This window comes from Stenotrophomonas sp. SMYL86 (assembly GCF_036320025.1).
GTDB lineage: Bacteria > Pseudomonadota > Gammaproteobacteria > Xanthomonadales > Xanthomonadaceae > Stenotrophomonas > Stenotrophomonas maltophilia_A.
Genome location: NZ_JAWIRU010000002.1, coordinates 271869 through 296012, shown reverse-complemented (window position 1 = coordinate 296012; position 24144 = coordinate 271869). Strand labels below are relative to the sequence as shown.

Annotated in this window: 32 protein-coding genes; 23 read left to right on the top strand and 9 right to left on the bottom strand. The window is 62.6% G+C overall.

Going from position 1 to position 24144, the window contains the following annotated elements; translation table 11 throughout:
- From arsB to V3B64_RS03970, 4 genes are read right to left on the bottom strand one after another with little or no spacing between them, the layout of a single operon-like run.
- Complete coding sequence (gene arsB / locus V3B64_RS03985) at nt 1–1086, bottom strand: ACR3 family arsenite efflux transporter (RefSeq protein ID WP_049405857.1); 1086 nt, start codon at nt 1084–1086, stop codon at nt 1–3.
- A gap of 10 nt (nt 1087–1096) precedes the next feature.
- Nucleotides 1097–1594: an arsenate reductase ArsC gene (locus V3B64_RS03980; RefSeq protein WP_175776181.1), complete on the bottom strand. Its 498-nt coding sequence runs from the start codon at nt 1592–1594 to the stop codon at nt 1097–1099.
- Nucleotides 1595–1606: 12 nt separating this feature from the next.
- Nucleotides 1607–2077, bottom strand: a complete 471-nt coding sequence (locus tag V3B64_RS03975; protein ID WP_027457578.1) for an ArsI/CadI family heavy metal resistance metalloenzyme — start codon at nt 2075–2077, stop codon at nt 1607–1609.
- Between the two features lie 12 nt (nt 2078–2089).
- Complete coding sequence (locus V3B64_RS03970; RefSeq protein ID WP_027457577.1) at nt 2090–2419, bottom strand: helix-turn-helix domain-containing protein; 330 nt, start codon at nt 2417–2419, stop codon at nt 2090–2092.
- A 682-nt stretch (nt 2420–3101) separates the two neighbouring features.
- Here V3B64_RS03970 and V3B64_RS03965 point away from each other — a divergent pair.
- Entirely contained in the window at nt 3102–3416 is a 315-nt protein-coding gene (locus tag V3B64_RS03965) for a DUF736 domain-containing protein (RefSeq protein ID WP_175223971.1), read from the top strand.
- A 42-nt stretch (nt 3417–3458) separates the two neighbouring features.
- Here the strand turns inward: V3B64_RS03965 and V3B64_RS03960 are convergent, their stop codons facing one another.
- From V3B64_RS03960 to V3B64_RS03950, 3 genes are read right to left on the bottom strand one after another with little or no spacing between them, the layout of a single operon-like run.
- Nucleotides 3459–4355 (bottom strand): nucleotide-binding protein, encoded by an 897-nt coding sequence (locus tag V3B64_RS03960; protein ID WP_329913729.1) that lies wholly within the window; start codon nt 4353–4355, stop codon nt 3459–3461.
- On the bottom strand, nt 4355–4642 hold the full coding sequence (locus V3B64_RS03955) for a hypothetical protein (RefSeq protein ID WP_175776182.1): 288 nt from the start codon (nt 4640–4642) through the stop codon (nt 4355–4357). The genes V3B64_RS03960 and V3B64_RS03955 overlap by 1 nt, the downstream gene beginning before the upstream one ends.
- 13 nt (nt 4643–4655) lie before the next feature.
- The gene (locus V3B64_RS03950) at nt 4656–4949 is read right to left on the bottom strand and encodes a helix-turn-helix transcriptional regulator (protein WP_175776183.1); all 294 of its coding nucleotides are present in this window, start codon (nt 4947–4949) and stop codon (nt 4656–4658) included.
- Between the two features lie 271 nt (nt 4950–5220).
- Here V3B64_RS03950 and V3B64_RS03945 point away from each other — a divergent pair, with 271 nt between their 5' ends.
- The 9 genes from V3B64_RS03945 (at nt 5221) to V3B64_RS03905 (ending at nt 12676) form a co-directional block, all read left to right on the top strand.
- Nucleotides 5221–5568, top strand: coding sequence for a DUF2958 domain-containing protein (locus tag V3B64_RS03945; RefSeq protein ID WP_329913651.1), 348 nt, complete (start codon nt 5221–5223; stop codon nt 5566–5568).
- Between the two features lie 321 nt (nt 5569–5889).
- Nucleotides 5890–6660: a DUF2285 domain-containing protein gene (locus V3B64_RS03940; protein WP_175776186.1), complete on the top strand. Its 771-nt coding sequence runs from the start codon at nt 5890–5892 to the stop codon at nt 6658–6660.
- 111 nt (nt 6661–6771) lie between these two features.
- Entirely contained in the window at nt 6772–7056 is a 285-nt protein-coding gene (locus V3B64_RS03935; RefSeq protein ID WP_011241663.1) for a helix-turn-helix domain-containing protein, read from the top strand.
- Nucleotides 7057–7082: 26 nt separating this feature from the next.
- Nucleotides 7083–7940 carry a replication initiator protein A gene (locus V3B64_RS03930; protein WP_175776187.1) on the top strand — a complete coding sequence of 286 codons (858 nt, stop codon included), beginning with the start codon at nt 7083–7085 and terminating at the stop codon, nt 7938–7940.
- A 253-nt stretch (nt 7941–8193) separates the two neighbouring features.
- Nucleotides 8194–8832 (top strand): ParA family partition ATPase, encoded by a 639-nt coding sequence (gene parA, locus V3B64_RS03925; RefSeq protein ID WP_175776188.1) that lies wholly within the window; start codon nt 8194–8196, stop codon nt 8830–8832.
- Nucleotides 8829–9101, top strand: a complete 273-nt coding sequence (locus tag V3B64_RS03920) for a chromosome partitioning protein ParB (protein ID WP_175776189.1) — start codon at nt 8829–8831, stop codon at nt 9099–9101. The genes parA and V3B64_RS03920 overlap by 4 nt, the downstream gene beginning before the upstream one ends.
- Nucleotides 9098–9643: a DUF2840 domain-containing protein gene (locus V3B64_RS03915; RefSeq protein WP_175776190.1), complete on the top strand. Its 546-nt coding sequence runs from the start codon at nt 9098–9100 to the stop codon at nt 9641–9643. The genes V3B64_RS03920 and V3B64_RS03915 overlap by 4 nt, the downstream gene beginning before the upstream one ends.
- A complete protein-coding gene (locus V3B64_RS03910) occupies nt 9640–10239 on the top strand; it encodes a S26 family signal peptidase (RefSeq protein WP_236207687.1) in 600 nt (199 codons plus the stop codon). The genes V3B64_RS03915 and V3B64_RS03910 overlap by 4 nt, the downstream gene beginning before the upstream one ends.
- Before the next feature lie 448 nt (nt 10240–10687).
- Nucleotides 10688–12676 carry a relaxase/mobilization nuclease and DUF3363 domain-containing protein gene (locus tag V3B64_RS03905; RefSeq protein WP_329913650.1) on the top strand — a complete coding sequence of 663 codons (1989 nt, stop codon included), beginning with the start codon at nt 10688–10690 and terminating at the stop codon, nt 12674–12676.
- A gap of 44 nt (nt 12677–12720) precedes the next feature.
- On the opposite strand, the gene V3B64_RS03900 is transcribed toward V3B64_RS03905, so the two are convergent.
- Nucleotides 12721–13659 (bottom strand): LysR family transcriptional regulator, encoded by a 939-nt coding sequence (locus V3B64_RS03900; RefSeq protein WP_175776193.1) that lies wholly within the window; start codon nt 13657–13659, stop codon nt 12721–12723.
- Nucleotides 13660–13799: 140 nt separating this feature from the next.
- On the opposite strand from V3B64_RS03900, the gene V3B64_RS03895 reads away from it, so the two are divergent.
- The gene (locus V3B64_RS03895) at nt 13800–14204 is read left to right on the top strand and encodes a RidA family protein (RefSeq protein ID WP_175776194.1); all 405 of its coding nucleotides are present in this window, start codon (nt 13800–13802) and stop codon (nt 14202–14204) included.
- Nucleotides 14205–14225: 21 nt separating this feature from the next.
- Here the strand turns inward: V3B64_RS03895 and V3B64_RS03890 are convergent, their stop codons facing one another.
- Nucleotides 14226–14639, bottom strand: coding sequence for a helix-turn-helix domain-containing protein (locus V3B64_RS03890; RefSeq protein WP_279993414.1), 414 nt, complete (start codon nt 14637–14639; stop codon nt 14226–14228).
- Between the two features lie 90 nt (nt 14640–14729).
- On the opposite strand from V3B64_RS03890, the gene V3B64_RS03885 reads away from it, so the two are divergent.
- From V3B64_RS03885 to V3B64_RS03830, 12 genes are all read left to right on the top strand, one after another.
- The gene (locus V3B64_RS03885; RefSeq protein WP_175776196.1) at nt 14730–15617 is read left to right on the top strand and encodes an NmrA/HSCARG family protein; all 888 of its coding nucleotides are present in this window, start codon (nt 14730–14732) and stop codon (nt 15615–15617) included.
- Nucleotides 15618–15653: 36 nt separating this feature from the next.
- On the top strand, nt 15654–16598 hold the full coding sequence (locus V3B64_RS03880; protein ID WP_175776197.1) for a LysR family transcriptional regulator: 945 nt from the start codon (nt 15654–15656) through the stop codon (nt 16596–16598).
- The gene (locus V3B64_RS03875) at nt 16595–16768 is read left to right on the top strand and encodes a hypothetical protein (RefSeq protein WP_175776198.1); all 174 of its coding nucleotides are present in this window, start codon (nt 16595–16597) and stop codon (nt 16766–16768) included. Before V3B64_RS03880 ends, V3B64_RS03875 begins: the two co-directional genes overlap by 4 nt.
- A gap of 11 nt (nt 16769–16779) precedes the next feature.
- Nucleotides 16780–17415 carry a CPBP family intramembrane glutamic endopeptidase gene (locus tag V3B64_RS03870; protein WP_329913649.1) on the top strand — a complete coding sequence of 212 codons (636 nt, stop codon included), beginning with the start codon at nt 16780–16782 and terminating at the stop codon, nt 17413–17415.
- Nucleotides 17416–17464: 49 nt separating this feature from the next.
- On the top strand, nt 17465–18175 hold the full coding sequence (locus tag V3B64_RS03865; protein WP_329913648.1) for a class I SAM-dependent methyltransferase: 711 nt from the start codon (nt 17465–17467) through the stop codon (nt 18173–18175).
- 54 nt (nt 18176–18229) lie between these two features.
- The gene (locus tag V3B64_RS03860; RefSeq protein WP_208451695.1) at nt 18230–19192 is read left to right on the top strand and encodes a zinc-binding alcohol dehydrogenase family protein; all 963 of its coding nucleotides are present in this window, start codon (nt 18230–18232) and stop codon (nt 19190–19192) included.
- A 247-nt stretch (nt 19193–19439) separates the two neighbouring features.
- A complete protein-coding gene (locus tag V3B64_RS03855; protein ID WP_175776201.1) occupies nt 19440–19703 on the top strand; it encodes an EexN family lipoprotein in 264 nt (87 codons plus the stop codon).
- 236 nt (nt 19704–19939) lie between these two features.
- Entirely contained in the window at nt 19940–21955 is a 2016-nt protein-coding gene (locus V3B64_RS03850) for a conjugal transfer protein TraG (protein ID WP_175776202.1), read from the top strand.
- On the top strand, nt 21952–22416 hold the full coding sequence (locus V3B64_RS03845) for a ribbon-helix-helix protein, CopG family (RefSeq protein WP_175776203.1): 465 nt from the start codon (nt 21952–21954) through the stop codon (nt 22414–22416). The genes V3B64_RS03850 and V3B64_RS03845 overlap by 4 nt, the downstream gene beginning before the upstream one ends.
- On the top strand, nt 22413–23480 hold the full coding sequence (gene trbB / locus V3B64_RS03840) for a P-type conjugative transfer ATPase TrbB (protein WP_175776204.1): 1068 nt from the start codon (nt 22413–22415) through the stop codon (nt 23478–23480). The genes V3B64_RS03845 and trbB overlap by 4 nt, the downstream gene beginning before the upstream one ends.
- Nucleotides 23477–23869 (top strand): TrbC/VirB2 family protein, encoded by a 393-nt coding sequence (locus V3B64_RS03835; protein ID WP_329913647.1) that lies wholly within the window; start codon nt 23477–23479, stop codon nt 23867–23869. Before trbB ends, V3B64_RS03835 begins: the two co-directional genes overlap by 4 nt.
- Nucleotides 23866–24138, top strand: a complete 273-nt coding sequence (locus V3B64_RS03830; RefSeq protein WP_004883097.1) for a VirB3 family type IV secretion system protein — start codon at nt 23866–23868, stop codon at nt 24136–24138. Before V3B64_RS03835 ends, V3B64_RS03830 begins: the two co-directional genes overlap by 4 nt.
- The last annotated feature ends 6 nt before the right edge of the window (nt 24139–24144 follow it).

Sequence of the window (24144 nt, the reverse complement as noted above, 5' to 3'; positions counted from 1 at the left end):
TTAGCGGGAGGAAGGGTTCGGGCCGCATTCGTACCAGCCGCGCGAGCGGTTGACCACGCGCACGACCAGCAGCATCACGGGTACCTCGATCAGCACGCCGACCACGGTGGCCAGCGCCGCGCCGGACTGGAAGCCGAACAGGCTGATGGCGGCGGCCACCGCCAATTCGAAGAAATTGGAAGCGCCGATCAGTGCCGACGGGCAGGCGATGCGGTGCTGCTCGCCCACCTGGCGGTTGAGCCAGTAGGCCAGCCCCGAGTTGAACAGCACCTGGATCAGGATGGGCACGGCCAGCATGGCGATCACCAGCGGTTGGCGCAGGATGGCCTCGCCCTGGAAGGCGAACAGCAGCACCAGCGTGAGCAGCAGCGCGGCCATGGACAGCGGGCCGATGCGGGCCAGCGCGGCATCGAAGGCGGCCTGGCCCTGACGCAGCAGCGCGCGGCGCCAGAGTTGCGCGAGGATGACCGGGATCACGATGTAGAGCAGCACCGACACCATCAGCGTGCTCCAGGGCACGCTGATGGACGACAGGCCCAGCAGCAGGCCGACGATGGGCGCAAAGGCGAAGACCATGATGGTGTCGTTCAGCGCCACCTGCGACAGCGTGAACGCCGGGTCGCCGCCGGTCAGCCGGCTCCAGACGAATACCATGGCCGTGCAGGGCGCGGCGGCCAGCAGGATCAGGCCGGCAACATAGCTGTCGAGCTGGTCGGCCGGCAGCCACTGGGCGAAGATCTGGCGCACGAAGATCCAGGCCAGCAGCGCCATCGAAAACGGCTTGACGGCCCAGTTGATGAACAGCGTCACGCCAATGCCGCGCCAATGCTGCCTGACCTGGCCCAGCGCACCGAAGTCCACCTTGAGCAGCATGGGAATGACCATGACCCAGATCAACAGGCCCACCGGCAGGTTGACCTGCGCGACCTCGAGGCGGCCGATGGCCTGGAACACGCCGGGTGCGAACTGGCCCAGGGCCACGCCCAGCACGATGCACAGGAACACCCACAGCGTCAGGTAGCGCTCGAAGAGGCTCATGGGCTGCGGCGCTTGTTCAGGCCGCAGCGCTTCAGGGATTGCATTCATTGCCCCGGCCTCACTTCGTACCGATATTGCGCAGCTCATGCTGCAACGACATGGCGTCCAGCCGCTGCAGCGGCAGCGACAGGAACAGCTCGATGCGTCGGCGCAGCGTCAGCGCCGCATCCGTGAATGCCTTGCGCTTCTGCTCATCGGTGCCTTCGACGGCTGCGGGGTCAGGAACGCCCCAATGCGCCGACATTGGCCGTCCCGGCCACACCGGGCAGACCTCGCCGGCGGCGTTGTCGCAGACCGTGAATATGAAATCCAGCTCCGGTGCACCGGGCGCCGCGAACTCATCCCAGTTCTTGCTGCGGTAGCCAGCGGTCGGCATGTGCAGCCGCTCCAGCGTGGCGAGCGCCAGTGGGTGGACTTCGCCCTTGGGGTGGCTGCCCGCCGAGTAGGCGCGAAAGCGCCCCTGGCCCAATTCATTGAGGATGCCTTCGGCCAGGATGGAGCGAGCCGAGTTACCCGTGCAGATGAACAGGGCGCTGTAGATCTTGTCGGTGGTCATGGGTATCTCACATCAGCAGCAGGAGGAGGCCGGCTTCACCGCAACGCCCATCGGCTTGCCGCGCACCGGGGTACAGCACGCTGCGGCGGAAGTCGCTGCAGGCGCCGCTTCGTTAAAGACCGGAATATTGCCCAGCGTGTGAAAGTGCTCCCAGGCCACGCCCTGCGGGTCGGTGATCCAGTGCTTCTCGCTGCGCGCGTAGCAGCAGGTCGTGGTGCCCTCGTCCAGCAGCGTCATGTCGGCCGCCTCGGCGCGGGCCTTCAGCACCGCCAATTCCTCGGCATCGTCGGTCTGGATACCCAGGTGGTCAATGCCCGGCTTGTTGCCACGTGTGGAGATGGCGAAGTTGACCGGCGGGTCTTCGAGCATCCATTTGGCGTAGTCGCTTTCGACGCGCGCGGGCTGCGCGGCGAACAGTTGGGAATAGAAGCCGATGCTGCGGTTCAGGTCATCGACGTGCAGGTGGACGTGGAAGCGCTTCATGGGGAGATCCTTTCAGCAGGAGGTACAGGCAGAGGAGGAATCACTGACCTCGCACGTGCTGCCTTGGCAGCAGTGCTCGGTCAGGTAGCCGAGCAGCCCATTCATCTGGCTGAAGTCGGCGCGGTAGATCAGGTTGCGGCCTTGCTGTTCGATGGTGACGAGGCCAGCATGAGCCAGTTCCTTCAGGTGGAAGGACAGCGCGTTGCGGGCCACGTCGAGCTGATCGGCCAGAACGCTGGGCGTGAGCCCTTCGGGGCCGGCGACGACTAGGGATCGGAACACGCGCAGGCGCTGGGCATGGGCCAGGGCACCGAGGGCGGAAACGGCTTGGGCTTCATTCATTATTCAATAATACATCAATTATTGAATCAATGGCAATGCCGCTTATGCTGGATCAAGCCTGCGTGGCTTGACTTTCAAGACAGTTGCTCACGCCTTCGCGCCTGCGGCGCTGCGCGCTGCGCTTGCGGTGAGTACGGCACCCCGCCGCAAGGGGGGGGCTTGTGGGCCTACGCCCCGGCTTGCTGCCGCAGGTTGCGCGAAAGCGTGCTGTCCTCGACGCTGGCGGTTCGTCGCCTGTACGTCACGAAGGACGGTTCACCGACACGCCGCCCGGCCTTGCAATGGAGCTTCCACGCCACGCCTCAAGCAAGAGGCCGCCTGCTACGTCAGAGACGCTTTCACCTTGTCGTTGGGCGTTGTCCTTGCCCGTGCCAGGGCGCAAGCCGGTGAAGCCGTCACGCGGGGAGCCGAGTCGGCCATGTTTCCTTTCGGAGCGGGTCGGCCCAAGGCCGTCCTGTCTGTTTGTGAATCCTGGCGGTGGCCGGGCTTCTATGGCTGCAACCTTCCAGCGAAAACAATTTCCCCCTGCGCTGCGCGCATTCCTCGCGGGACAAATTCTTTTCGCTTCCAGGCGCTCCACTGCGTTGCGCCCGCAAGCGGTGCAGCCAGCCCGCCCCCCGCCGGTCGGATCACAACAGGACGCGATGGGCGCGAACCCTGTTCAACCGAAAGGAAATTCATCATGGCAAACATCGGCACCTTCACCGCAGAGAAAGACGGCTTCACCGGCACGCTTCGCACCCTGACCCTCAACGTCAAGGTCAAGCTGGTTGCCAATGACAAGGGCGAGAACGAAAGCGCCCCCGACTTCCGCCTTCAGGCGGCCGGCCACGACATCGGCGCGGCGTGGAAGAAGACCAGCGAAGCCGGGCGGGCTTACATCTCCGTGACCCTCGACGATCCTTCGTTCCCGGCAACGGTCTATGCCCGCCTCATCGAAGGCGAGGACGGCACGCATGACCTGATCTGGTCGCGCAGCAAGCCCAAGGCGGCCTGACGGCCGCCCACCGCGCCCCGCCCATTGCGGCGGGGCACAACTCTATGCACGCATGACCTTATTCCACTCGATGCTATGACCGGCAGCTTCAAGCTCACGCGCAAGTGCCTGTTTCCAACCTCCGCCGCTATCCATCGTCTCCCAAACGACACCGGCGAAATCGCTTGGGATTTCCACCGCCCCGCGTTTGAGAGCACATACCTTGTCTCTGCCCAGTCGGCCAATGAAGTATCCCAACTCCAAAAGCACATTCTGACGGGCTCTTGGCTCAGGCGTTCCTCCTTTTACGCAGCCCTCATCGTCTGGCGTAAGCAGAACTACTGCGAAACCAACGTCACTGTGAGCAACGACTTTTTCGATAATCGTTCGCCCTTGATTAGCCTGTTCGTGCAAGATAATAGCTTCAAGCCCTATTCGCTCAAGGAATCGCGCTACTGTTTCGCGAGCGCCATCATCGTGACCATGAACAATAAAGACCTTGCGCGAAAATTGGGCTTTTAACATGGTTTCCGTGCTTCCCTTGGCTTGGATATAACTCTTGTAATCTCGCACAAAGGGAATGATTAGCTGGCCAGTAAGTGCGTGAATTCCAGCAATGACCTTTTTTCCGGAATAGAAAAAATGGTGTCCGAGATTGGTAGCGTAGTCGGGATTTGCCGCCAGCTTCTCGATTAAAAGCAACGTCAACCCCAGCGCCTGTTTGGGGTCATCTGGCCAAGCAAGCTGGGCGCTTCCAACCATGCTGCCCCCAGTCTTTTCACTTTCAGCGATGAACGCCTCAACGTCGAGACCTTCCGTGAGCTCGGCGTTGTATGGCTCAAGGTCGGGATGTCGTAGCAGTTGAGCCAATTTTTTGAGAGGTCTTTCGTAAGTTTGAAGCTGTGAGGACTGCAAATCTAAAACTGCATTGTTTATTTCCGAGAATAAGTCTTTAGCCATCAATTATCCCCGTCCGACTTCAATCTAGCTTCCGCCGCTTTTTCAAGAATACTCTCCCGATACTTTTCCTTCATTTGTTCTGCGAGAGGGCCAGCGATAGGGTTCGAAGAATATTCTCCTAAGCGGTCGTCGATCATTCGATTGACCGATTGAATTGCGCCCTCAATGCTGGCGGGATCATTTGGATCAAAGTTTACGACTCCCAGTTCGCCGTCTAACTCACTCAAGGCGCGCTGCGCATCTTTTAGGTTTTTCTGAAGCTTATCCAGTCCGGTAATTTTGAACACGACTCACCTCCTTTTATTTATTCGGATGCTTGGAAAATGATGAAACTTCCCGAGAAATGTGATCCATCAGTTCATGGGCGTTTTTTGGATCACTACCCGCATACGCAAGGACCAGCAGCGTGAGTGGGTGAACATCCAGCACGGCACAAACATCTTCAATTTTATTCAATGTTGGGCTTTTCAGCCCTCGCTCCAGAGAGCTGAGATAAGTTCGGCTGGACACATCCGAGAACGCCTCCTGGCTCAGGCCACGCGCCTTTCTGATCCGCCGCAGTGCATCGGGCAAGGATGGCTTGAACGCTGTCATTCTGAACTTTCCCCAAAATCCAGAATGACAACCTGTTGCATCCTATAGGGCTACAATCTATAGTGTTCATTTCGCACTTTTGTGCTTTTACTGAAATCCGCACTGGCGACTTTCTTCAAAAGCGGAGAGCCTGATCCGTGTCTTTCCTGACTTCCGTGCATGTGCCTTCGTGCCTTTACGCTTCTACGGGTGCGTCGGCTTGCTCATCTGTGCTTTCGTGGGAAGGCTTGAAAGCGCCTCTGCTGCTCTGCAAGTCCGTGGACGTACAGCCATGACTCCGCTCATCACCGCCGACGAGCGCATGCGCCTGCTGTCCAACGGCCAGGCTCGCGCTGACGGGCAGGACACCGACCCGCTGCCCGTGGTGCGCCTGTTCACGCCAGATGCGCATGCCACTTGGCTACTGGCTTCGCTCGACCCCGCCGATGGCGATACCGCCCACGGCCTGATCGACTTGGGGACTGGCATGCCTGCGCTGGGCACTGTGAAACTGTCCGACCTGGCCGCCATCGTCGGGCCGCGCCAGCAGCCCGTGATGCGGGATCGCTACTTCCAGCCGGTGCGACGTTTGTCGGAATACCTTCGGTTGGCCGAAGACAACGGCTCGATCACCGATTGAGCGCCAGCGCGAAGCGGAGCGCACTGTGTCTATTTCGGTCTGGTCTGTGACCCGTTCGGTCTGAATCGGCAGTGTTGCACCGAAGCGGTGCGTGCCAGATCGAGACGGTCATGATGCCTGGCGCGGGCTGCGGCAAGCTGACCGACGCGGCATGCCATTGGAGTGCGTTGCCGCCGTCGCACTCGGACGATTTCAGCAACGCATCGGAGTTCATCGGTCTTGACGCTGCCAGTTTACGCTTCACCCATGACGTTTTGACGATGGTCTCGTAGCACGCCGTTTCGCCGTGGCGACGCATCCCCAGCACAGGGAGGTTGCCGCATGGCTGATCGCAGTGCCGAGCCGTGGTATGCCACGGCGGCCTATCTCTACGTTCTGCATCTGGATGGCCCGGCGCTGGCCTGGGAGTACCTGCGCCGTCATCCAGACTATCGGCACGACTGGCTCCGCCGTCGTCGCCAACCGGATGCTGGCGGGCATTGGGGGCTTCGCCTGCTGGAAGATCCCGCCCTGGATGCGCGAGACGCGCACCCGGCCTGGTTCCCCGATCACGATGCCGTGGTGCAGCTCTACCCGGATGCCGATCCACCGCCCGATGCCCTGTGCTTTGAGTTCTGGAAGCTGCCGGGCCACAAATACCTGATCCATGACGGCAAGCGCCTGGTGCTGATGGCACGCTGGCCCGGCTGCTGCCTGCGCTTCGTGCTCGCGCCCGGCCTGGCCGACGGCATGGCTTACGCCTATGCCATCCGGGCCTGCGCCGTACCGTGTGCTCGATACCACGCACTTGCCGTCGAGTTGGACAGGCTGGCCGCTGCGGCGGATGCCGCGCCTGTCGCCACTGCGCGGCCCCGGCCTTCGCTAAGCCAGCTTCAGGAAGTGCATACCTTGCAGGCGCTGGACGCGACCCTGGCGGGCGCGTCCTTGCGTGAGGTGGCCGAAGGGCTTTTTGGCGTGGATGCCGTCGTGGCCGACTGGAACAAGGACAGCGCTGTGCGCGCTCGTGTACGCCGACTGGTGCGGCGTGGCGAGGCGCTGATGCGTGGAGGCTATCGCAGCCTGGCGCAGCTCCCGCCAGTTGTATCGCAGTAAGGGGGACGTTTTGCCGCCCCTGCATTTCGTCCCTTAGCAAGAAGCCCATCTTTCTTGAAAGTGCCTCTATCCGGCTGCGTGGTGTGGCCGGGCTTGATGGAGGTACATCCCATGCGACCTGCTCCCTTGCGGCCTGCCGCCGCTGCTGTCGCTGCGCCCGCGCAGCCCCAACGCTACCTGACAAACGACGAAGCCGCCGACTACCTGCGCCTGTCGCCGCGCACGCTGGAGAAGCAGCGCGTGATCGGCGGCGGCCCGAAGTTCCGCAAGTTCGGCCGCCGCGTCATGTATGCCGTGAGCGACCTCGACGCCTGGGCCGATGCGCGCAGCTACGCGGCGACTTCCGACCCGGAATATGCCGAACGGCATGCGGGCGACTACCGTGACGGCCGCTGATTTCTGGCTCGCCGGTGGCCATCACCATGTCCAGCCCATCGCTGCCCCTGCGGCAGCGACCAGCGCAGCAGCGGGAACAGCTCGACCTGTTCCGCGCGCTGCCGGGCGACATGGCGCCGCGCGACAGCCAGGACTTGATGGCCTTTCCGTTCTTCTCGCTGGCGAAGTCGCGGCGCGTTGCGCCGATCGACTTCCGGGCGGGCGGTATCACCATCCGCGTGGAAGGCACGCAGGAGCACGGCATCGCAACGATCTGGGATGCCGACATCCTGATTTGGGCGGCCTCGCAGATCGTGGAAGCCCGCGACGCGGGCATCCCGACCTCGCGCTTGATGCAGGTGCGTCCCTACGAGATCCTGCGTTTCATCGGGCGCGGTACGTCGCTGCGCGACTACCAGCGCCTCAAGGCCGCGCTCGACCGGCTGCAATCGACCACCGTGGCCACGTCCATCCGCGAAACCACGGGAAGGCGATTGCATCGCTTCTCGTGGATCAACGAGTGGAAGGAACTGGCCGATGCCAGCGGCACGCCGCTGGGCATCGAGCTGATCCTGCCGGACTGGTTCTATGCGGGCGTGGTGGACGCGGCCCTGGTGCTGACCATCGACCCGACGTACTTCCGGCTGACCGGCGGCATCGAGCGCTGGCTGTACCGCCTGGTGCGCAAGCACGGCGGGCGACAGGAGCACGGCTGGCAATTCGATTTCCAGCACCTTTACCGCAAGTCGGGCAGCGTGGCGCGCTTCTACGACTTCGCCGCCGATCTGCGCGCCCTGGTGGCGCGTCAATCGTTGCCCGGCTATGTCCTGGGCATCGAGCGGATACCCGGCGAGAAAACCGAACTGCTGACCTTCCGGCCCGTGCCGCCCGCGGCACGGGGATAAGTGCGGGAAAACCTGTTAATTCACTCGTGCTATCAGGCAACAGGAGGCTCGTGCTATCAGGCAACAAATCCTCGTGCTATCAGGCACAAAAATCGGCTGCAAACCCGCGCCGTTGCTGGGTTTGCGCGCCCCTTAACTTCCCTAACAGTAAATACATAACTTTTAGTAGAAGCGCGCCGTTTCGGTGGACAACCGCAAAACGGCACGAAAAGCAGGAGCGAAAGACCGGCTTTCCAGCGCGGAGGGCCGCGCCATGATCCTTGCTCTGCTCAACCAGAAAGGCGGTGTCGGCAAGACCACGCTCGCCACCCACATCGCCGGCGAACTGGCGCTGCGCGGCCAACACGTCGTCCTGCTCGATGCCGACCCGCAGGGTTCATCGCTGGACTGGACGCAGCGCAGAAGCCAGCAAGGCTTGCCACGGTTGTTCAGCGCCGTGGGCCTTGCCCGCGAAACGCTGCATCAGGAAGCGCCAGAACTCGCCAGGCGGGCCGATCACGTCATCATCGACGGCCCGCCACGCATCGCCGCCTTGGCGCGCTCCGCGCTGCTGGCGGCCGAGCGCGTGCTGATTCCCGTACAGCCCAGTCCCTACGACGTGTGGGCCAGCGCCGAGATGGTTTCGCTGATCCGCGAGGCACAGGTGTTCCGGCCGCAGCTAGCAGCGGCCTTCGTCATCAATCGGCGCGTCAGCACCACCATCATCGGCCGCGAGGCACGGCAATCGCTGGCCGAACAGCCGCTGCCCGCGCTGCGCTCGGAGGTGCATCAGCGCATCGTGTTCGCCGACAGCGTGGCCGCTGGCCGGCTCGCCCGCGAGACAACGCCCGACAGCGCCGCCGCCCGCGAAATCACCGCCTTGGTGGACGAACTGCTGTGGTGGCCGACATGACAGCCAAGCCATCACCACGCGGCAAGCGCGTCGGCATCGGCGCACGTCCGCCCGCGAATCCGCACGCAGAAGCGTGGATTCGCCAAGGCGATGCCGATGCGCTGGGCAAAGGCGACCTCTACACCGCGCGCCTGACCCTGGACATCACGCCCGCGATGCGGGCGCGCATCAAGGTGTCGGCCTTCACGCAAGGCGTGACCGTGGCCGACCTGCTGCGCGGCCTACTGGAGCGGGAGTTTCCCGAGCACCACAAGGAGAACACACCATGACCGCATCCGCTTCGCCTGCCGCTGGCGCGGCCACGGCTGCGCTGCCGCTGCATCCCGCAGCATTCTCCGGGCAGTCCGGCAACGTGTCGCTGACGCGCGTTTCGCTGGCCTATATCGAGGCCCGTTTCAAGCTCTACCTGCGCTTCGGAGAACCGGCGCGCACACTCCAGCTCGACCGCTGGCGGCGCTGCGCGGTGTTCCTGCCGGGCGCGATGCTCTGCCGCATCCGCTGGCAGGCCAACGATTACGGCACGATCCGATGGCAGCTCATGGTGATGCAAACCGCCACGCCGCTCGATGCCGTGCAGCGCATCCCAGGCGTGCAGCCAGGCGCGCGCCTGCTGCTGCACGCTGAAAGCGATGCCAACGTGCGCGCCGTGCTGCAACGCATCGATACCATCGAAACGCTGGGCATCGCCGCCATCGACGTGTCGCCCGCGTACTGGCGCACGCTGGGCAACCGTCTGGCGGCCCGCCTTGCGCTGCCCGAATACACCGCCGAGCGGCATGCCGCCTGGCTGGCCGGGAGGGCGCTGCCATGACCGCCCAGACCACCACGGCCAACATGCCCGCCGTTGCGCCGCGTCCTCGCTCGCGCCTGCGCGCTCGCATCGTCGTGGCAACACTGGCCGCCATCGGCTTCACTGCGCTGGTCTGGGCCGCTTTCGTGTCGCCGCTGCCGCGTCTGACCTACAACCCGTCCGACAGCGTGGCGGTCGGCTGGTATCGCATCGAACCGTTCGACCCGCGCACCGCCTCGCTGCCACGTCCGTTGTCCGTGGACAGCATCGTGCTGGTGCCGCTGCCCGACAGGGCCGCCATGCTGGCTGCGCAGCGCGGCTACCTGCCAACGCGCGTGCCGCTGCTCAAACGTGTGGGCGCGGTCGCGCCGCAACACGTCTGCATCGTCGCCGGGCAGGTACGCATCGACGGCGTGCCTGCGGCCACCGCGCTGCCTGCCGACCGGCTGGGCCGGGCACTGCCGTCCTTGCAGCTTTGCCGCCGCCTTGAACCGGGCGAACTGTTCCTGTTGAGCGTGACCAATCCGGCGTCGTTCGACAGCCGGTATTTCGGCCCGGTCGGCGCATCCGCCGTGATCGGCGTTGCGCATCCGGTGTGGCTGGAGACACGCCCATGATGGCCGCCGACTCGCTGCGCTCCTGCGTGCCATCGGGCATGTCGTTCTACTGTTCGTCGCCGTGTCGTCGCGCGTGCAGTGCGGGTGCATTCGCACCGCACGTCGCGCTGCCTTCGGCGAAGCCTTCCAACGTGCAGGCGTCTTGCCTCGAACGCGCCCGGCCTGCGGCCTTCATGGCGTCAGTTCGCGCGTTCGCCGGCGCGCTGGCTGCTTCCGCAGCAGCGCCGCCGGGCCGCCGGTGCCTGGAGCGACAGCGGAAGGCAAAGGCGGAAGGCAAGACAAAAGGACGCGGCACCGGGCCGCGTCGAAAGCCAGTCTGCACATGGGGGTGGCGCGGCACGGGGCGGCTTTGCCGCCGTGCCGCGTGGGGCGCGAGGCCCGCGCCAATGCAGGCTTGTCCGCGTGCTTCGCACGACAGGACACGCCAGAGCTTACAGGGAGCGCGGCCATGACCGACCGCCGTGACGACGATTTCCGGGTGCGCCCCAGCGCCCCCAAGAACCGGGGCAAGGGCCAGGGCCAGAGCTTCGTCTCCAAGGTGCTCAAGCAGGCGGGCAAGGCCAGCGGCGGCAAGTGCTCAATGCGCCATTCCGCAGCCGGCAGCGGCGCACGCGCCGGCCAGCGCCCCGGCTCGCGCCTGGGGCGCGGCCACACGGCGGCGCGTTTCGCGGGCGCGAAGCTGACGCTCATGTCGCGGCGCGTGACCATCAAGACCCTGCTGGTCAACCAGCGCAACGCCAGCCCGCAGTCGCTCGCCAAGCACCTGCGCTACATCGAGCGCGACGGCGCCGGCCGCGATGGCGAGCCGGGTCGCGCCTACGGGCCGCAGACCGACGAAGCCGACCTTGATGCCTTCAAGGAGCGGGCCGCCGACGACCGGCACCATTTCCGCTTCATCGTCTCGCCCGAGGACGGCGCCGAGCTGGACGACCTGCGCACCTACACCCGGCACCTGGTGAACCGGATGGAAGCCGACCTGGGGACGCGGCTGGATTGGGTCGCGGTCGATCACTGGAACACCGACAACCCGCACACCCACCTGATCCTGCGCGGGCGCGACGACACCGGCAAAGACCTCATCATCGCTGGCGACTACATCGCCCACGGTTTCCGCCATCGCGCCGCCGAGCTGGCGACGGAATGGCTGGGGCCGCGCACCGAACTGGAGATCCAGCAGACCTTGCAGCGCGAGGTGGAACAGGAGCGGTGGACAAGCCTCGACCGCACATTGCAGCGCGAGGCCGGCGAGGACGGCCGGGTGCAGATCGAACGCTTCAACGAACCCCGGTTACAACGCCAGCGCCTGCTGCTGATCGGCCGCCTGCAACGCTTGCAGCGCCTGGGCCTGGCCGACGAGACGCAGCCCGGCACCTGGGCCGTCCATGCCGACGCGGAGAAGACCTTGCGCGCCCTGGGCGAGCGTGGCGACATCATCCGCACCATGCAGCGGGCCATGAGCGGCCAGCCGCGCGAGCTGGCGGTGTTCGAGCCGGGCGACGACGGCCGCACCATCGTCGGCCGCGTCGCTGCCAAAGGGCTGGCCGACGAGTTGCACGACCGCGGCTATCTGGTCATCGACGGCGTGGACGGCAAAGCCCACTACGTCGCGTTGAACGCCCGCGACGAGCTGGCGAACTATCCCACCGGAGCCGTGGTGGAGGTACGCGGTTCCGCCGAGGCGCGGGCGGCCGACAAGAACATCGCGGCACTGGCGAGCGATGGCCTGTACCGCGCCGATCATCACCTGGCGATCGAGCAAGGCCGGGCCAAGCCCGGCCGCGACCCGCAGGAGATCGTCGCGGCCCACGTCCGCCGGCTGGAAGCCTTGCGCCGGGCCGACATCGTCGAGCGTGTGGCCGATGGGCTCTGGAAGGTGCCGGACGACCTGGCCGAGCGTGGCAGCCAGTACGACGCACAACGGCTGGGTGGCGTGGCCGTGGAGCTGAAATCGCATCTGCCCATCGAGCGGCAGGCCCGCGTCATCGGTGCCACCTGGCTGGACCAGCAGTTGATCGGCGGCGGCTCGGGCCTGGGCGACCTATGCTTTGGTGCTGAGGTCAAACAGGCGATGCAGCAGCGCGCCGACTTCCTGGCCGAACAGGGGCTGGCCGAGCGGCGTGGGCAGCGCGTGATCCTCGCGCGCAACCTGCTGAACACGCTTCGCAATCGGGAATTGGCGCAGACCGCGAAGGACATTGCCGCCGAAACCGGCCTGGCGCACCAGCCCGTCATGGACGGGCAGCGCGTGGCCGGTATCTATCGGCGTTCGGTCATGCTCGCCAGTGGGCGCTACGCGATGCTGGACAACGGACAGGGATTCAGCCTGGTGCCGTGGCGGCCCGTGATCGAACAGCGGCTGGGGCAGCATCTCGCCGCGACAGTGCGCGGTAATGGGGTGTCTTGGGAAGTCGGACGGCAGCGTGGAATTTCGATTTAACAAGTCGGCTGCATAGCGACTGATACCGTTGCAGGAGGAGCAAATCAGGGGCAGGGATGTCGTCGCTGATTGCTGGAATTTGGGGCATGCTGCTGCATCAGCTCAATGATCCAATCAATAAAAACTCGCAGCTTGGCACTGACATGGCGGTTCGGTGGAAATGCCAAGTACAGCGGCATTGGATTAAACCGCCATTGTTCGAATAGCGGAATCAAAGCGCCACATGCCTGATGTGCTGCCGCCATATAAGTGGGCAGCGCAATCACTCCTAACCCCGCTAACCCCGCTTCGAGATAGGCATTGCCATCATCCACTGCGAGCACATAGCTGCTCCTGATTTCAACACGTTCACTCTCACGGTGCAGTACCAAAGGATCAATCTTGCCGGTACGTGAGGACAGGAATCCCACTATGCGATGGTTGGTGTTTTCCAGCTCTTGCGGATTTGCAGGAGTGCCGAGGCGTTTCACATAACTCGGTGCGGCGTAGGCGGCGATTTGCAAATCGCCGACATGGCGTGCGATCAGGGATTGATCGTTGATTTCACCACCACGCAAGACGCAATCCACGTTGTCGCTGATCAGATCCACCGCTCGGTCGCTCACGCCCATGTCGAACTGGATATCAGGGTAGCGCGCGTGGAAATCCGGTAGCGCCGGCACCAGTACGAGGCGGGCCAGCGGACTGGGCACATCCACACGGAGGCGCCCTCTGGGCGTGATCGCCGCACTGGACAAGCTGGTTTCGGCATCCTCCATGTCTGCCAAAAGGCGGACAACACGCTCGTAGTACGCCACGCCATCGGGAGTAACACCGAGCTTGCGGGTGGTGCGATGGAGCAACTTGACGCGCAGGCGTGCTTCCAACTGCTGGATGAGCTGCGTCACCGTGGTTTTGCTCATATGAAGTGTTTGGGCAGCCTTTGTGAAGCTACCCGCCTCCACCACACGCGCAAAGGCGCGCATCGCGTCGAAGCGATCCATTCTTCATCCTCTCTTTCCGCAGATTGTTTGTATTTTACAAACAATGATGAACAGAGTCGCCTGTTTATTCAACCGATCCAGCACCTGTAAAGTGCCTTTTTTGTTCATTGGCCAGCGTTCGCTATTGCAAAGGCACAAACATGACAACACGCGAAGCAGTTTTCCCCCTCGATCGGCAGGCGCTTTATGAGCGCAACCGGTATTCACCGGCCATCAAATCCAACGGATTCTTGTTTGTTTCGGGCCAGGTTGGCAGCCGTGAGGATGGTTCGCCTGAACCTGACCTCAAAGCGCAGATCAGGCTGGCATTCGATAACCTTAGTGCTGTTCTTATGGCGGCGGGCTGCACATTCAGTGACGTGGTTGACGTCACCCTCTTTGTCGTCGATCCGGAGTCCAACCTCGACGCTATCTGGAGTGTCCTTCCAGAATACTGGGGAGAAGCGCCTTATCCCACTTTGACTGGGATTGGCGTGACGTGGCTTTACGGATTTCAGTTCGAGATTAAGGTGATTGCCAAACTACCCCAACTCCCGCACCCGTAAGGCTTGCTGCCCAAATATGCATCAGCGCTTGTTGGTATCGTAGGTTTGACGCAATTGCTCTACACGCGGAAGGTTTTCTCTGATCCACAAGTTGATGCCTTCCAGCGCATGGAACATGCTTTTCCCCATATCCGTGATCTCATATTCCACACGCGGAGGTACTTCGGGAAAATAGTGGCGTTCTACCAAGCCATCTCGTTCCAGGTTTCTCAGCGTCAGCGTCAGCATGCGCTGTGTGATGCCTTCCATCTCACGCTTGATCTCGGAAAACCGCAGGCGACGATCACCCGCGATGGCAAGGCGCCAGATAACCTGTACCGTCCATTTATCACCGAGTCGCGTGCAGATTCCGTTGGAGGGAATCGGCTGGAATGATGAATCGTCTTCAAGGCGTTCACTGAGGTAGCCCGGTCCTGCTTGATCCAAGAGTTTCATATCTGTGCCTGAGGTTAAAAAAAGTGCCGTCTTCCGCAATTCAGAGATAGAGGGAAGAATACGACATTCTCATTTTTTTCGAGCTGAATCATGAACGAAGTACATCGCCCTATCTTGGTTTTCGGAGCCACCGGCCGGCAAGGCGGATCAGTGGCCAAGGCGCTGCTGAAGGTCCATTGGCCTGTTCGCGCTTTTGTGCAAGACCCGTTCGAACCTGCCTCAGTTGCGCTGCGTGAGGCAGGCGCCGAGCTCGTGCAAGGATCATTGGAAGATGCCGACGTCATCGCGGCAGCCATGAAGGATGCGCACGGCGTTTTCAGTGTGATGCCAGCCAACCTGTCGGCAGAAGATGAAGTCCGTTATGGAACACGCGTCGCTGACCTTGCAGCAAAGAGCCACGTCGATCATTTCATCTACTCTTCGGGCGCAAGCGCTGGCGACGAACCGACAGGCGTCCCGCGCTTCGACGCCAAGCCGCGTATCGAAACATACATCCGCGAACTGCCGCTGACGACCACCATCATCCGTCCCATGATCTTCATGGAGATGCTTGTTCGACCTGGCTTCGGCCTCGATGAAGGGCGGTTGGTTTCCCTGATCCACCGCAATCATTCGATCCAGCTCACTGCCGTGCAAGACATCGGGAAAATCGTTACCGCGATCTTCGTGGATAAGGCGCGGTTTGCCGGCAAGACGTTGAAGATCGCCAGTGATCGTGTGACGGGCCTTGAGCTGGAGGCTGTGTTCTCGGAAGCGGCAGGTAGACCCATCAACTATTTCCGTTTCCCGGATGAGGTTCTGGCCTCCAACGCCGATCTGGCCCATATGGCGTCAAGCCTGCAAGATGGCCCTCTCTCAGAGCGAGTAGACCTCGATTTGATGCGAGAGATCAATCCTGAACTTGTCTCGTTGCGTGCATGGTTGATGGGAGTGGGACGAGAGAAGCTTGAAGAAGCGTTGTGCAGGAAACAAGCATAGATAGGCTGCACCAGAAAGATAGGAGGATGCACATAGATGGAATTTCGCCACCTTCGCTGCTTCCTGGCCGTTGCTGAAGAGCTCCACTTCGCCCGCGCCGCCGAGCGGTTGCATATCGAGCAATCGCCGCTGTCGCGTGCGATCAAGGAATTGGAAGAAGAACTGGGCGTGCTGCTGTTTGCTCGCACCACACGCAGCACTAGACTGACCCGTGCGGGCAAACGGTTCCTGGATCATGTTCCGCGTGTCTTCGCAGCCTTGCAACAGGCGCGTGACAGTGTGAAGGCGGTAGCCAATGGTTTCGATGGACAATTGCGTGTCGCCTTGTCGGACGGGATCACGCCATCGCGCTTGCCGGCCCTGCTAGCGCTGTGTCGGCAGGAGGAGCCTGAAGTCGAAATCCGCCTGACCGAAGTGCCGCTTGCGCAGCAGATCAAGGGCCTGCATGACGATCTGTACGATGTAGGATTTTCCCGTTCCAATGAAGGCGACGATGGCATTGTTGTCTCGCCTGTCTGGAACGATCCGCTGATGGTCGCTGTACCGGAGCGTCACCCCTTGCTGGTCCATAAGCGCATCCCATTGGAAGAATTGCTGCGCTATCCCTTGGTGTTGTCCGATCCGCAGTCATGCGAGGGCCATGCGCGGCAGGTGGATCGCGTTCTGCGCGGTGTGGACATTGAGCCGATGGTGGTAGAGCGCGTATCGAGTTGCGACTTAATGATGGCGCTGGTATCGGCCGGCTTCGCGCTGGGACTTACTGGTGCCGCGCTCATCACCGCAAGCCGAGAGCAGGGTGTCGTCGCGAGACCATTAGCTGGTCGTTCGCCAATGCTAACGACCTACCTGCTGCGCTTGGATGCACAGCCCTCAGAGACGCTGGCTCGCTTCATCGAGCGTGTGCAGGCCATCGAGTCACCCGAAATCATCAGGCCAATGCCAGGAAATATGCCTGATTCTGGTGAGGAATCAATGCTGTGAAGAAGGCGATGCAACTCTTGCCAACCATGGCGCTGACCATCATGTGGCCGCCCGCACAGGCATCCATCATCATGGCGATCTATCTGGCAGAAATCGAGGCCTCCATTAGCAAGCGCAACGACACCATTGCCGCTATTGGCCAGGCTGCTGTCATGGCGGTGACGCCATGAATGGATCAGGGTTGCCAGAGATCGCTATCGCATTGATCAGCTACCTGTTGCTGCTTCTGCTGATCGCATTGTTACTCGTGCTGATGCCGGACGAACAGGCCGCTTGGCGTGGCATCGTGGGGATGGCTACCAATGGTGTTGTTGGCATGCTCGCCTTACTGGCTGCATATGCACTGCGCATTCGAGACTTTCAGGCCTTCGGATTCAAAGCCGCGAGGTCGCGTTGGCTAGCCATGGGTGTTGTGCTGGGTATCGCCGCATTCGGGTTGAGCGTTCTGGCAGAGCACGTGTACTTCCTGTTCGTCACCGAGCAGAACACGCAGGGCGACTTCCAGGCTGCGGCACGGGATGGCCCGATGATGCTCCTCACCTTAATCCTCATGGGGGGCATACTGACGCCGCTGGGCGAGGAAGCCTTATTCCGTGGCGTTATCGCCAATGCACTGAACCGATACGGCGCATGGGCCGGAGTGGTGGGCAGTGCAATGATCTTTGCAGTCGTCCATGGATTTAGCGTTGTCCTGCTAAATGCCTTTATCGTCGGCCTCTTAACCGGTTTCTTGTTTCGCAGGACTCAATCCATCTGGCCTGGGTTCGTTGCACATGCCATCTTCAATGGTATTTGGTTGTTGATCTACAGTTTTTGATAATGCTTGGATAAAAATCATATTAGGCAGCAAGAATGCGGAGAAAAGAATGAATCAAGACGAAATTAAGGCAGTATTCGATCAACAGGCGACCAGCTACGATGTGCAGTGGGCCAAAACGGCAGCGATCAAAGATTGCTTGTACCTCCTTCTTGAGTCGTTGTTTGCCGAGTTGCCTGCTGACGCACGAATTCTCTGTGTCGGAGTGGGAACAGGAGCGGAGTTGGCCCACCTTGCTCGGAAGAATCCTGCATGGCGGTTTACTGCAGTAGAGCCTTCCGGCCCTATGCTTGATGGTTGCCGACAACGGGCAGAGGAGGACGGATTTACGTCTCGTTGTTATTTCCACGAAGGTTATCTTGATTCGCTCCCTGCCATTGGGCTTCATGACGCGGCCACTTGCTTTCTGGTGTCTCAATTCATTCTCGACCAGCAAGCGCGATCAGGGTTCTTTCGGGAAATATCTAGCAAACTCAAGCCGGGAGGAATTCTTGCTAGTTCTGATTTGGCTTCGGATGTGGCATCGCCAGAATATGAAGTGTTGCTTCGCGCCTGGATGAGCATGATGGCATCGTCAGATATTTTACCTGAGGGGATAGACCGCATGCGCAAAGCGTATGCCAATGATGTTGGCGTTCTTCCGCCAATTAAGATTGCATCAATAATTGAGGCTGGAGGTTTCGAACCTTCCGTGCAGTTTTTTCAGGCCGGATTGATTCATGCATGGCTGTCAAAACGTGCCCTGAGCAATGTCGCCTAACAATTCAAGCGTTCGCTCGCTAATGATCAAACGCATCGACGACAGAGATGAACCATGATGAAAGCAGCAGTTTATGACGTGGCGGGAGCTCCCGGCGTCTTGAGGTATGCCGACATTCCCGCCCCAACCGTTGGGCCTAACGACGTACTGATTTCCGTTGAGGCGATTTCAATTGAAGGTGGCGACCTGATCAACCGCCGTTCGACTCCGCCACCTCAGTCTTCCTGGGTTGTCGGATACGCGGCGGCGGGCACAGTGGTGGCGACCGGATCGAATGTCACAAGCCGCAGAGTCGGGGATCGCGTCACGGCGTTTGACATGCAGGGCTCGCATGCTGCGCTCTGGGCTGTGCCAGCGGGGCGTACATGGCGCATACCCGATGGAGTGAATGCAACAGATGCGGCGGTATTGCCGATCTCGTTCGGGACGGCGCATCACTGCCTTTTCGCGCGCGGCGGACTCGCACGCGGAGAAACTGTCCTCATCCAGGCGGCAGCCGGCGGCGTGGGCCTTGCCGCCGTCCAACTTGCCGCGCAAGCCGGTGCCACGGTCATCGCCGTGGCCAGTGGAACGCAGCGAAGCAGCCGGCTGATTGAACTCGGCGCCAGCCATGTCGTGGATCGTACTGCCCATGACGTCGTAGACGCCGTCCGGCAGATCACCCATGGCGCTGGCACCAACCTCGTCGTCGATCCGGTGGGAACAACGCTGCAGGATTCTCTTGCTGCGCTGGCTCCCGAGGGACATCTTGTTTTCGTCGGCAATGCTGGTGGTGGCAACTTGGCTGTCGATCTGTGGCCAGCCATGCAGGCCAACCAGACGCTCTCGGGCGTGTTCATGGGGCCGCTTTTTGAGAGACTTGCTGTCCGTTCAACCGTGGACGAGCTTTTGCAGGCTGTTGCCGACGGACGTATACGCACCGTCATTGACCGAACATTCCCCTTGGCGGAGGCCGCTGCGGCCCATGCCTATGCGGAAACGGCCAAGCCGCTGGGCCGCATTGTCATGAGACCGTGAAACCTGTTCGCAGCATGTTGCCATGCATGCGAAGGACTGCTACTCATCGAAAACTGGAATGCTGTTGACGTGGGCTGCGTTTCGTCAGCCGACGTCCGAATGTTGGTATCCAAATCAATCGCCTGTTGCCCGCTCGTCCGGCTGAAACGCCGGCTCAGTTCATCGAACGGGTGCAGGCCATTGGCTCGCCCGAAGCTGACAAGCCGATGCCGTACGACGATCCCGAATCCCTGGAGAAGCCTGAATCATGAAGACGGCCTTTGCGTTCGCGCTGGTTGTGGTGCTGACAGGATGCGGCCCGAAGGATGGGACAGAGAAGAAAGACGTGCCGAGTGTTGAAGAACTGGCATCCGATCCCGTACGCCTGAAAGAGCTGCGCCAGCAGTGCAGGACTGATCGTGCCACGCTGGGCGACGTGTTGTGCAACCGGGTGGCCGAAGCCACCCGTAAGCGGTTTTATGGTGACGGCGATACGCCATACACACCGCCGAAGGAGCCGCCCAAGTTCTGATTGCAGACGATTCGCCACAAAACTTCTGTTTTTCCGCTCAACACGCCGCAATGCGCCTTCGCTTGCGGCGTTTTTCTTTCTTTCGATGCGGCCCTAATTCTTTCCAATTACTCGACCTTTCTTCCGATAACGGTCTTTGACTGGCACTGAACCGGCACCGATCCTGACGCCTGCGGCACGCCTTTGTGCCGCGTTTTCCACGGGGAATCAGCGCAGGAGAAATCGGAGGCCAAGGTATGCAGGCTCAGGGCGTGCTGTTTGGGCAGATCGCCGCCGTCTTCGGCATCGTGATCGCCGGCGTATGGAGTGCAACGCAATGGACAGCCGCCGCTCTGGGCTATCAAGTACGCCTTGGCTCGCCGTGGTTCGATTTCTTTGGCACACCGGTCTATCACCCCTGGCGGCTGTTCGAGTGGTGGTTCTTCTTCGATGCCTACGCGCCCCAGGTCTTCGACATCGGCGGGGCCATCGCGGGTGGCAGCGGCCTGCTGGCCGTGGTGGTGGCCATCGCCATGTCGGTGTGGCGCTCGCGGCAATCGCGCATGGTCACGACCTACGGTTCGGCGCGCTGGGCCGAAGCGGATGACATCCGCAAAGCCGGGCTGACGCAGCCGGCCGGCGTCTTCCTCGGCAAGTATCGCAACGAGTATCTGCGCCATGAAGGCCCGGAACACGTCCTGACTTTCGCGCCCACTCGCTCGGGCAAGGGTGTCGGCTTGGTCGTCCCGACATTGTTGTCCTGGCCGGCTTCGGCCGTCATCCATGACATCAAGGGCGAGAACTGGCAGATCACCGCAGGCTGGCGCAGCCGGTTCAGCCATTGCCTGCTGTTCAACCCGACCGATGCGAAGTCGGCGGCCTACAACCCGCTGCTGGAAGTCCGGCGCGGCGCGCATGAAGTGCGCGACGTGCAGAACATCGCGGACATTCTGGTTGACCCCGAAGGCGCGCTGGAGAAGCGCAACCATTGGGAGAAGACCAGCCACGCGCTGCTGGTCGGGGCCATCCTGCATGTGCTGTACGCGGGCGAGGACAAGACGCTGCGCGGCGTCGCCAACTTCCTGTCCGACCCGGCCAGCCCGTTCGAGCTGACCTTGCATCGGATGATGACGACGAAGCACCTGGGCGATGCACCGCACCCGGTTGTCGCGTCCGCCGCCCGCGAAGTGCTCAACAAGTCGGACAACGAGCGTTCGGGCGTGCTGTCCACGGCCATGTCGTTCCTCGGCCTGTACCGCGACCCGACCGTGGCGGAAGTGACTTCGCGCTGCGACTGGCGCATCGCCGACCTGATCGCATCCGAGCATCCGGTGTCCCTCTATTTGGTGGTGCCGCCCTCGGACATTTCCCGCACCAAACCGCTCATCCGCCTGATCCTCAACCAGATCGGCCGGCGGCTCACCGAATCGCTCGATGGCAGCGACGGCATTGAGCGCCGCCACAAGCTGCTACTGATGCTCGACGAGTTCCCGGCGCTGGGCCGGCTCGACTTCTTCGAGACGGCGCTGGCCTTCATGGCCGGCTACGGCATCCGCAGCTTCCTCATCGCGCAGTCGCTCAACCAGATCGACAAAGCCTATGGCCAGAACCACTCCATCCTCGATAACTGCCACGTCCGCGTGACGTTTTCGACCAACGACGAACGCACGGCCAAACGGGTTTCGGAAACGCTGGGCACCGCCACCGAACTGCGCGCGCAGCGCAACTATGCCGGGCACAGATTGGCCCCGTGGCTGGGGCACCTCATGGTGTCGCGCCAGGAGACGGCCCGCCCGCTGCTGACGCCCGGTGAGGTGATGCAGCTTCCGACCGACGAAGCCGTGGTGATGGTGTCCAGCGTGGCACCGATCAAGGCCAAGAAGCTGCGCTACTACGCCGACGCCAACTTCAAGAGCCGCGTTTTGCCGCCCCCCGCGCTCGCGGCCGGGCAGTACGCCGACGCGCCACCGGCCCGGCCCGACGACTGGAGCGGCCTGGCAATCCCCGCTGTACCAGCGGCCCCGGCTGCGAGCCTGTCCAGCGATGGCGCAGGTACCGCCGATGACGGCGGCCCGCGCCGCCAGCCCGAGCTATCCGAAGTCGCCGAATACAGCCCCGAGCCGCAGCCCGCAGGCAACGACCTGGCGCTGCTCGATGAGGACGACGACCTGCCGCTGCCTTACGCGGCCTCTCTCCCCGGCCAGCTCGACCCGGCCATGCAGCGCACGGCCCGGCTGGCTTCCCTCGACCCTAACGACGGAATCGACTTATGAGCCAATACCGCCTCAACCTGTTCATCCAGCCTGAGCACGCCAAGCGCCTAGAAGAACTCGCCGCCAAGAAAGGCGTGTCCAAGTCGTCCATCGTCGCGGCAGCGCTGGCGTCCTGGCTGTCGCCCGATGCCGGCGACCAGCGCGAGGCCGCGATTGCCAAGCGGCTGGATCGCCTCTCGCGGCAGACCGAACGCCTGGAGCGCGATCAGAACATCCAGATCGAAACGCTGGCGCTGTTCATCCGCTACTTCCTGACCGTCAGCATGCCGGTTCCAGAGGCCCATCAGGAGGCAGCTCGCGTCCAGGGCAAGGCACGCTTCGAGCAGTTCGTCGAACAACTCGGCCGCCATCTGCTGCGTGGGCGCAGCCTGGTGCGCGACGTGGTGGAAGAACTGCACCCCGACCCAACGCGAATGGATGACGCGGCAGCACTGGCCGAAGCGCAGGAGCGTGCCTCATGAGCGCCGTTCCACAAACCCCGCCCGAACGATCTTCCACCGCGACTTCGCTGGATCGCCGCATCCAGATGCTGCGCACGGCAATGGGGCCGCTGATCGCCGCCGCGCTGGAAGACCCGGACGTGGTGGAAATCATGCTCAACCCCGACCGCACCCTATGGGTGGATCGGCTGTCGTCGGGTCGTGCGCCGTTGGGCGTGGAGCTCCCCGAAGCCGATGGTGAGCGCATCATCCGGCTGGTGGCTGCCCACGTCGGCGCGGAAGTGCATCGCGGCCGACCGCTGCTGACCGCCGAGCTGCCCGAAACCGGCGAGCGGTTCGAGGGCATCCTGCCCCCGGCCGCACCCGGCCCAGCCTTCGCGCTGCGCAAGCGCGCCGTGAGCATCATCGGCCTGGATCGCTACGTCGCCGACGGCATCCTGACCACCGGGCAGGCAGAGTTCCTGCGCCGCGCGGTGCGCGAGCGCCAGAACATCCTGATCGCCGGAGCGACGAGCAGCGGCAAGACCACACTCGCCAATGCCTTGCTTGCGGAAATCGCCGCCACCGGCGACCGCGTGCTGGTGCTCGAAGACACCATCGAGCTGCAATGCGCAGCCCGCGACCATGTGCCGCTGCGCACCCGCGCTGGCGTCGTGTCCATGACCGAGTTGGTGCGGGCCACGATGCGCCTGCGGCCCGACCGCGTGATCGTCGGCGAAGTGCGCGGCGGTGAAGCCCTGGACTTGGTGAAGGTGTGGGGCACCGGCCATCCCGGCGGCATCGCCACCATCCATGCCGGTTCCGCGCTGGGCGCGCTGCTGCGCCTGGAGCAACTGATTCTCGAAGTGGCGGTGAACCCGCCGCGTGCGCTGATCGCCGAGGCGGTCAACGTCGTCATCCACATCGCCGGACGTGGCCGCAAGCGCCGCGTCGAAAGCATCGCCCGCGTCGTCGGTTTCGACGGTGTGGGCTACCGCCTGGCGGATGCACTGGAAACGCCGTTTCCCGAGCTGACGCCGGTTCCTCTTGCAGCCGATGCCGCTGCGCCTTCCCCGTCCCTTGACCAACCTGGAGAACTGCCATGACGCAGATGCACGTTCCTGCTTTCCGTTTTTCCGTAAATCCGCTTCCTCGCCTGCCCAGCCTCGCACGACTGCGCAGTCTGGCCCGCCCTGCGGGGCAAGGGCTGCTGCTGGCCGCGCTGCTGCTGTTCCTGGCCGGAACTGCCCGGGCCGCCGGTTCCTCGATGCCCTGGGAAGGCCCGCTGCAATCCATCCTCGAATCCATCCAGGGGCCGGTGGCGCGCATCGTCGCGGTCATCATCATCATCGCCACGGGCCTGGCGCTGGCCTTCGGCGACACGTCGGGCGGCTTCCGCAAACTCATCCAGATCGTGTTCGGGTTGAGCATCGCGTTCGCCGCGTCCTCGTTCTTCCTGTCGTTCTTCAGCTTCTCCGGCGGGGCCGTCGTATGAGCGGGCCGGACAGCTTCGCGGCCGGCTTTGAAGTGCCTCTGCATCGTTCGCTGACCGAACCGCTCTTGATGGGCGGCGCACCGCGTACCGTGGCGATCGCCAACGGCACGCTGGCCGCCGCCGTCGGGCTGGGCCTGCAACTTTGGATTCCCGGTGTCGTGCTCTGGATCGTCGGTCACTCGCTGGCGGTGTGGGGTGCGCGCGTCGATCCGCAGTTCATGCAGGTCTTCGCCCGGCACATCAAGCACAAGCCGCTGCTCGACGTGTAGGGGGAT

Coding starts and splice junctions, on each gene's coding strand:
- V3B64_RS03935 (WP_011241663.1), top strand. CDS start 6,772: ATGCGACCTGCTCCCTTGCGGCCTGCCGCCGCTGCTGTCGCTGCGCCC.
- V3B64_RS03855 (WP_175776201.1), top strand. CDS start 19,440: ATGAAGACGGCCTTTGCGTTCGCGCTGGTTGTGGTGCTGACAGGATGC.
- V3B64_RS03910 (WP_236207687.1), top strand. CDS start 9,640: ATGACCGCCCAGACCACCACGGCCAACATGCCCGCCGTTGCGCCGCGT.
- V3B64_RS03880 (WP_175776197.1), top strand. CDS start 15,654: ATGGAATTTCGCCACCTTCGCTGCTTCCTGGCCGTTGCTGAAGAGCTC.
- V3B64_RS03885 (WP_175776196.1), top strand. CDS start 14,730: ATGAACGAAGTACATCGCCCTATCTTGGTTTTCGGAGCCACCGGCCGG.
- V3B64_RS03845 (WP_175776203.1), top strand. CDS start 21,952: ATGAGCCAATACCGCCTCAACCTGTTCATCCAGCCTGAGCACGCCAAG.
- parA (WP_175776188.1), top strand. CDS start 8,194: ATGATCCTTGCTCTGCTCAACCAGAAAGGCGGTGTCGGCAAGACCACG.
- V3B64_RS03960 (WP_329913729.1), bottom strand. CDS start 4,355: ATGGCTAAAGACTTATTCTCGGAAATAAACAATGCAGTTTTAGATTTG.
- V3B64_RS03865 (WP_329913648.1), top strand. CDS start 17,465: ATGAATCAAGACGAAATTAAGGCAGTATTCGATCAACAGGCGACCAGC.
- V3B64_RS03930 (WP_175776187.1), top strand. CDS start 7,083: ATGTCCAGCCCATCGCTGCCCCTGCGGCAGCGACCAGCGCAGCAGCGG.
- V3B64_RS03895 (WP_175776194.1), top strand. CDS start 13,800: ATGACAACACGCGAAGCAGTTTTCCCCCTCGATCGGCAGGCGCTTTAT.
- V3B64_RS03850 (WP_175776202.1), top strand. CDS start 19,940: ATGCAGGCTCAGGGCGTGCTGTTTGGGCAGATCGCCGCCGTCTTCGGC.
- V3B64_RS03900 (WP_175776193.1), bottom strand. CDS start 13,659: ATGGATCGCTTCGACGCGATGCGCGCCTTTGCGCGTGTGGTGGAGGCG.
- V3B64_RS03835 (WP_329913647.1), top strand. CDS start 23,477: ATGACGCAGATGCACGTTCCTGCTTTCCGTTTTTCCGTAAATCCGCTT.
- V3B64_RS03915 (WP_175776190.1), top strand. CDS start 9,098: ATGACCGCATCCGCTTCGCCTGCCGCTGGCGCGGCCACGGCTGCGCTG.
- trbB (WP_175776204.1), top strand. CDS start 22,413: ATGAGCGCCGTTCCACAAACCCCGCCCGAACGATCTTCCACCGCGACT.
- V3B64_RS03970 (WP_027457577.1), bottom strand. CDS start 2,419: ATGAATGAAGCCCAAGCCGTTTCCGCCCTCGGTGCCCTGGCCCATGCC.
- V3B64_RS03980 (WP_175776181.1), bottom strand. CDS start 1,594: ATGACCACCGACAAGATCTACAGCGCCCTGTTCATCTGCACGGGTAAC.
- V3B64_RS03975 (WP_027457578.1), bottom strand. CDS start 2,077: ATGAAGCGCTTCCACGTCCACCTGCACGTCGATGACCTGAACCGCAGC.
- V3B64_RS03890 (WP_279993414.1), bottom strand. CDS start 14,639: ATGAAACTCTTGGATCAAGCAGGACCGGGCTACCTCAGTGAACGCCTT.
- V3B64_RS03920 (WP_175776189.1), top strand. CDS start 8,829: ATGACAGCCAAGCCATCACCACGCGGCAAGCGCGTCGGCATCGGCGCA.
- V3B64_RS03965 (WP_175223971.1), top strand. CDS start 3,102: ATGGCAAACATCGGCACCTTCACCGCAGAGAAAGACGGCTTCACCGGC.
- arsB (WP_049405857.1), bottom strand. CDS start 1,086: ATGAATGCAATCCCTGAAGCGCTGCGGCCTGAACAAGCGCCGCAGCCC.
- V3B64_RS03945 (WP_329913651.1), top strand. CDS start 5,221: ATGACTCCGCTCATCACCGCCGACGAGCGCATGCGCCTGCTGTCCAAC.
- V3B64_RS03860 (WP_208451695.1), top strand. CDS start 18,230: ATGATGAAAGCAGCAGTTTATGACGTGGCGGGAGCTCCCGGCGTCTTG.
- V3B64_RS03940 (WP_175776186.1), top strand. CDS start 5,890: ATGGCTGATCGCAGTGCCGAGCCGTGGTATGCCACGGCGGCCTATCTC.
- V3B64_RS03950 (WP_175776183.1), bottom strand. CDS start 4,949: ATGACAGCGTTCAAGCCATCCTTGCCCGATGCACTGCGGCGGATCAGA.
- V3B64_RS03905 (WP_329913650.1), top strand. CDS start 10,688: ATGACCGACCGCCGTGACGACGATTTCCGGGTGCGCCCCAGCGCCCCC.
- V3B64_RS03830 (WP_004883097.1), top strand. CDS start 23,866: ATGAGCGGGCCGGACAGCTTCGCGGCCGGCTTTGAAGTGCCTCTGCAT.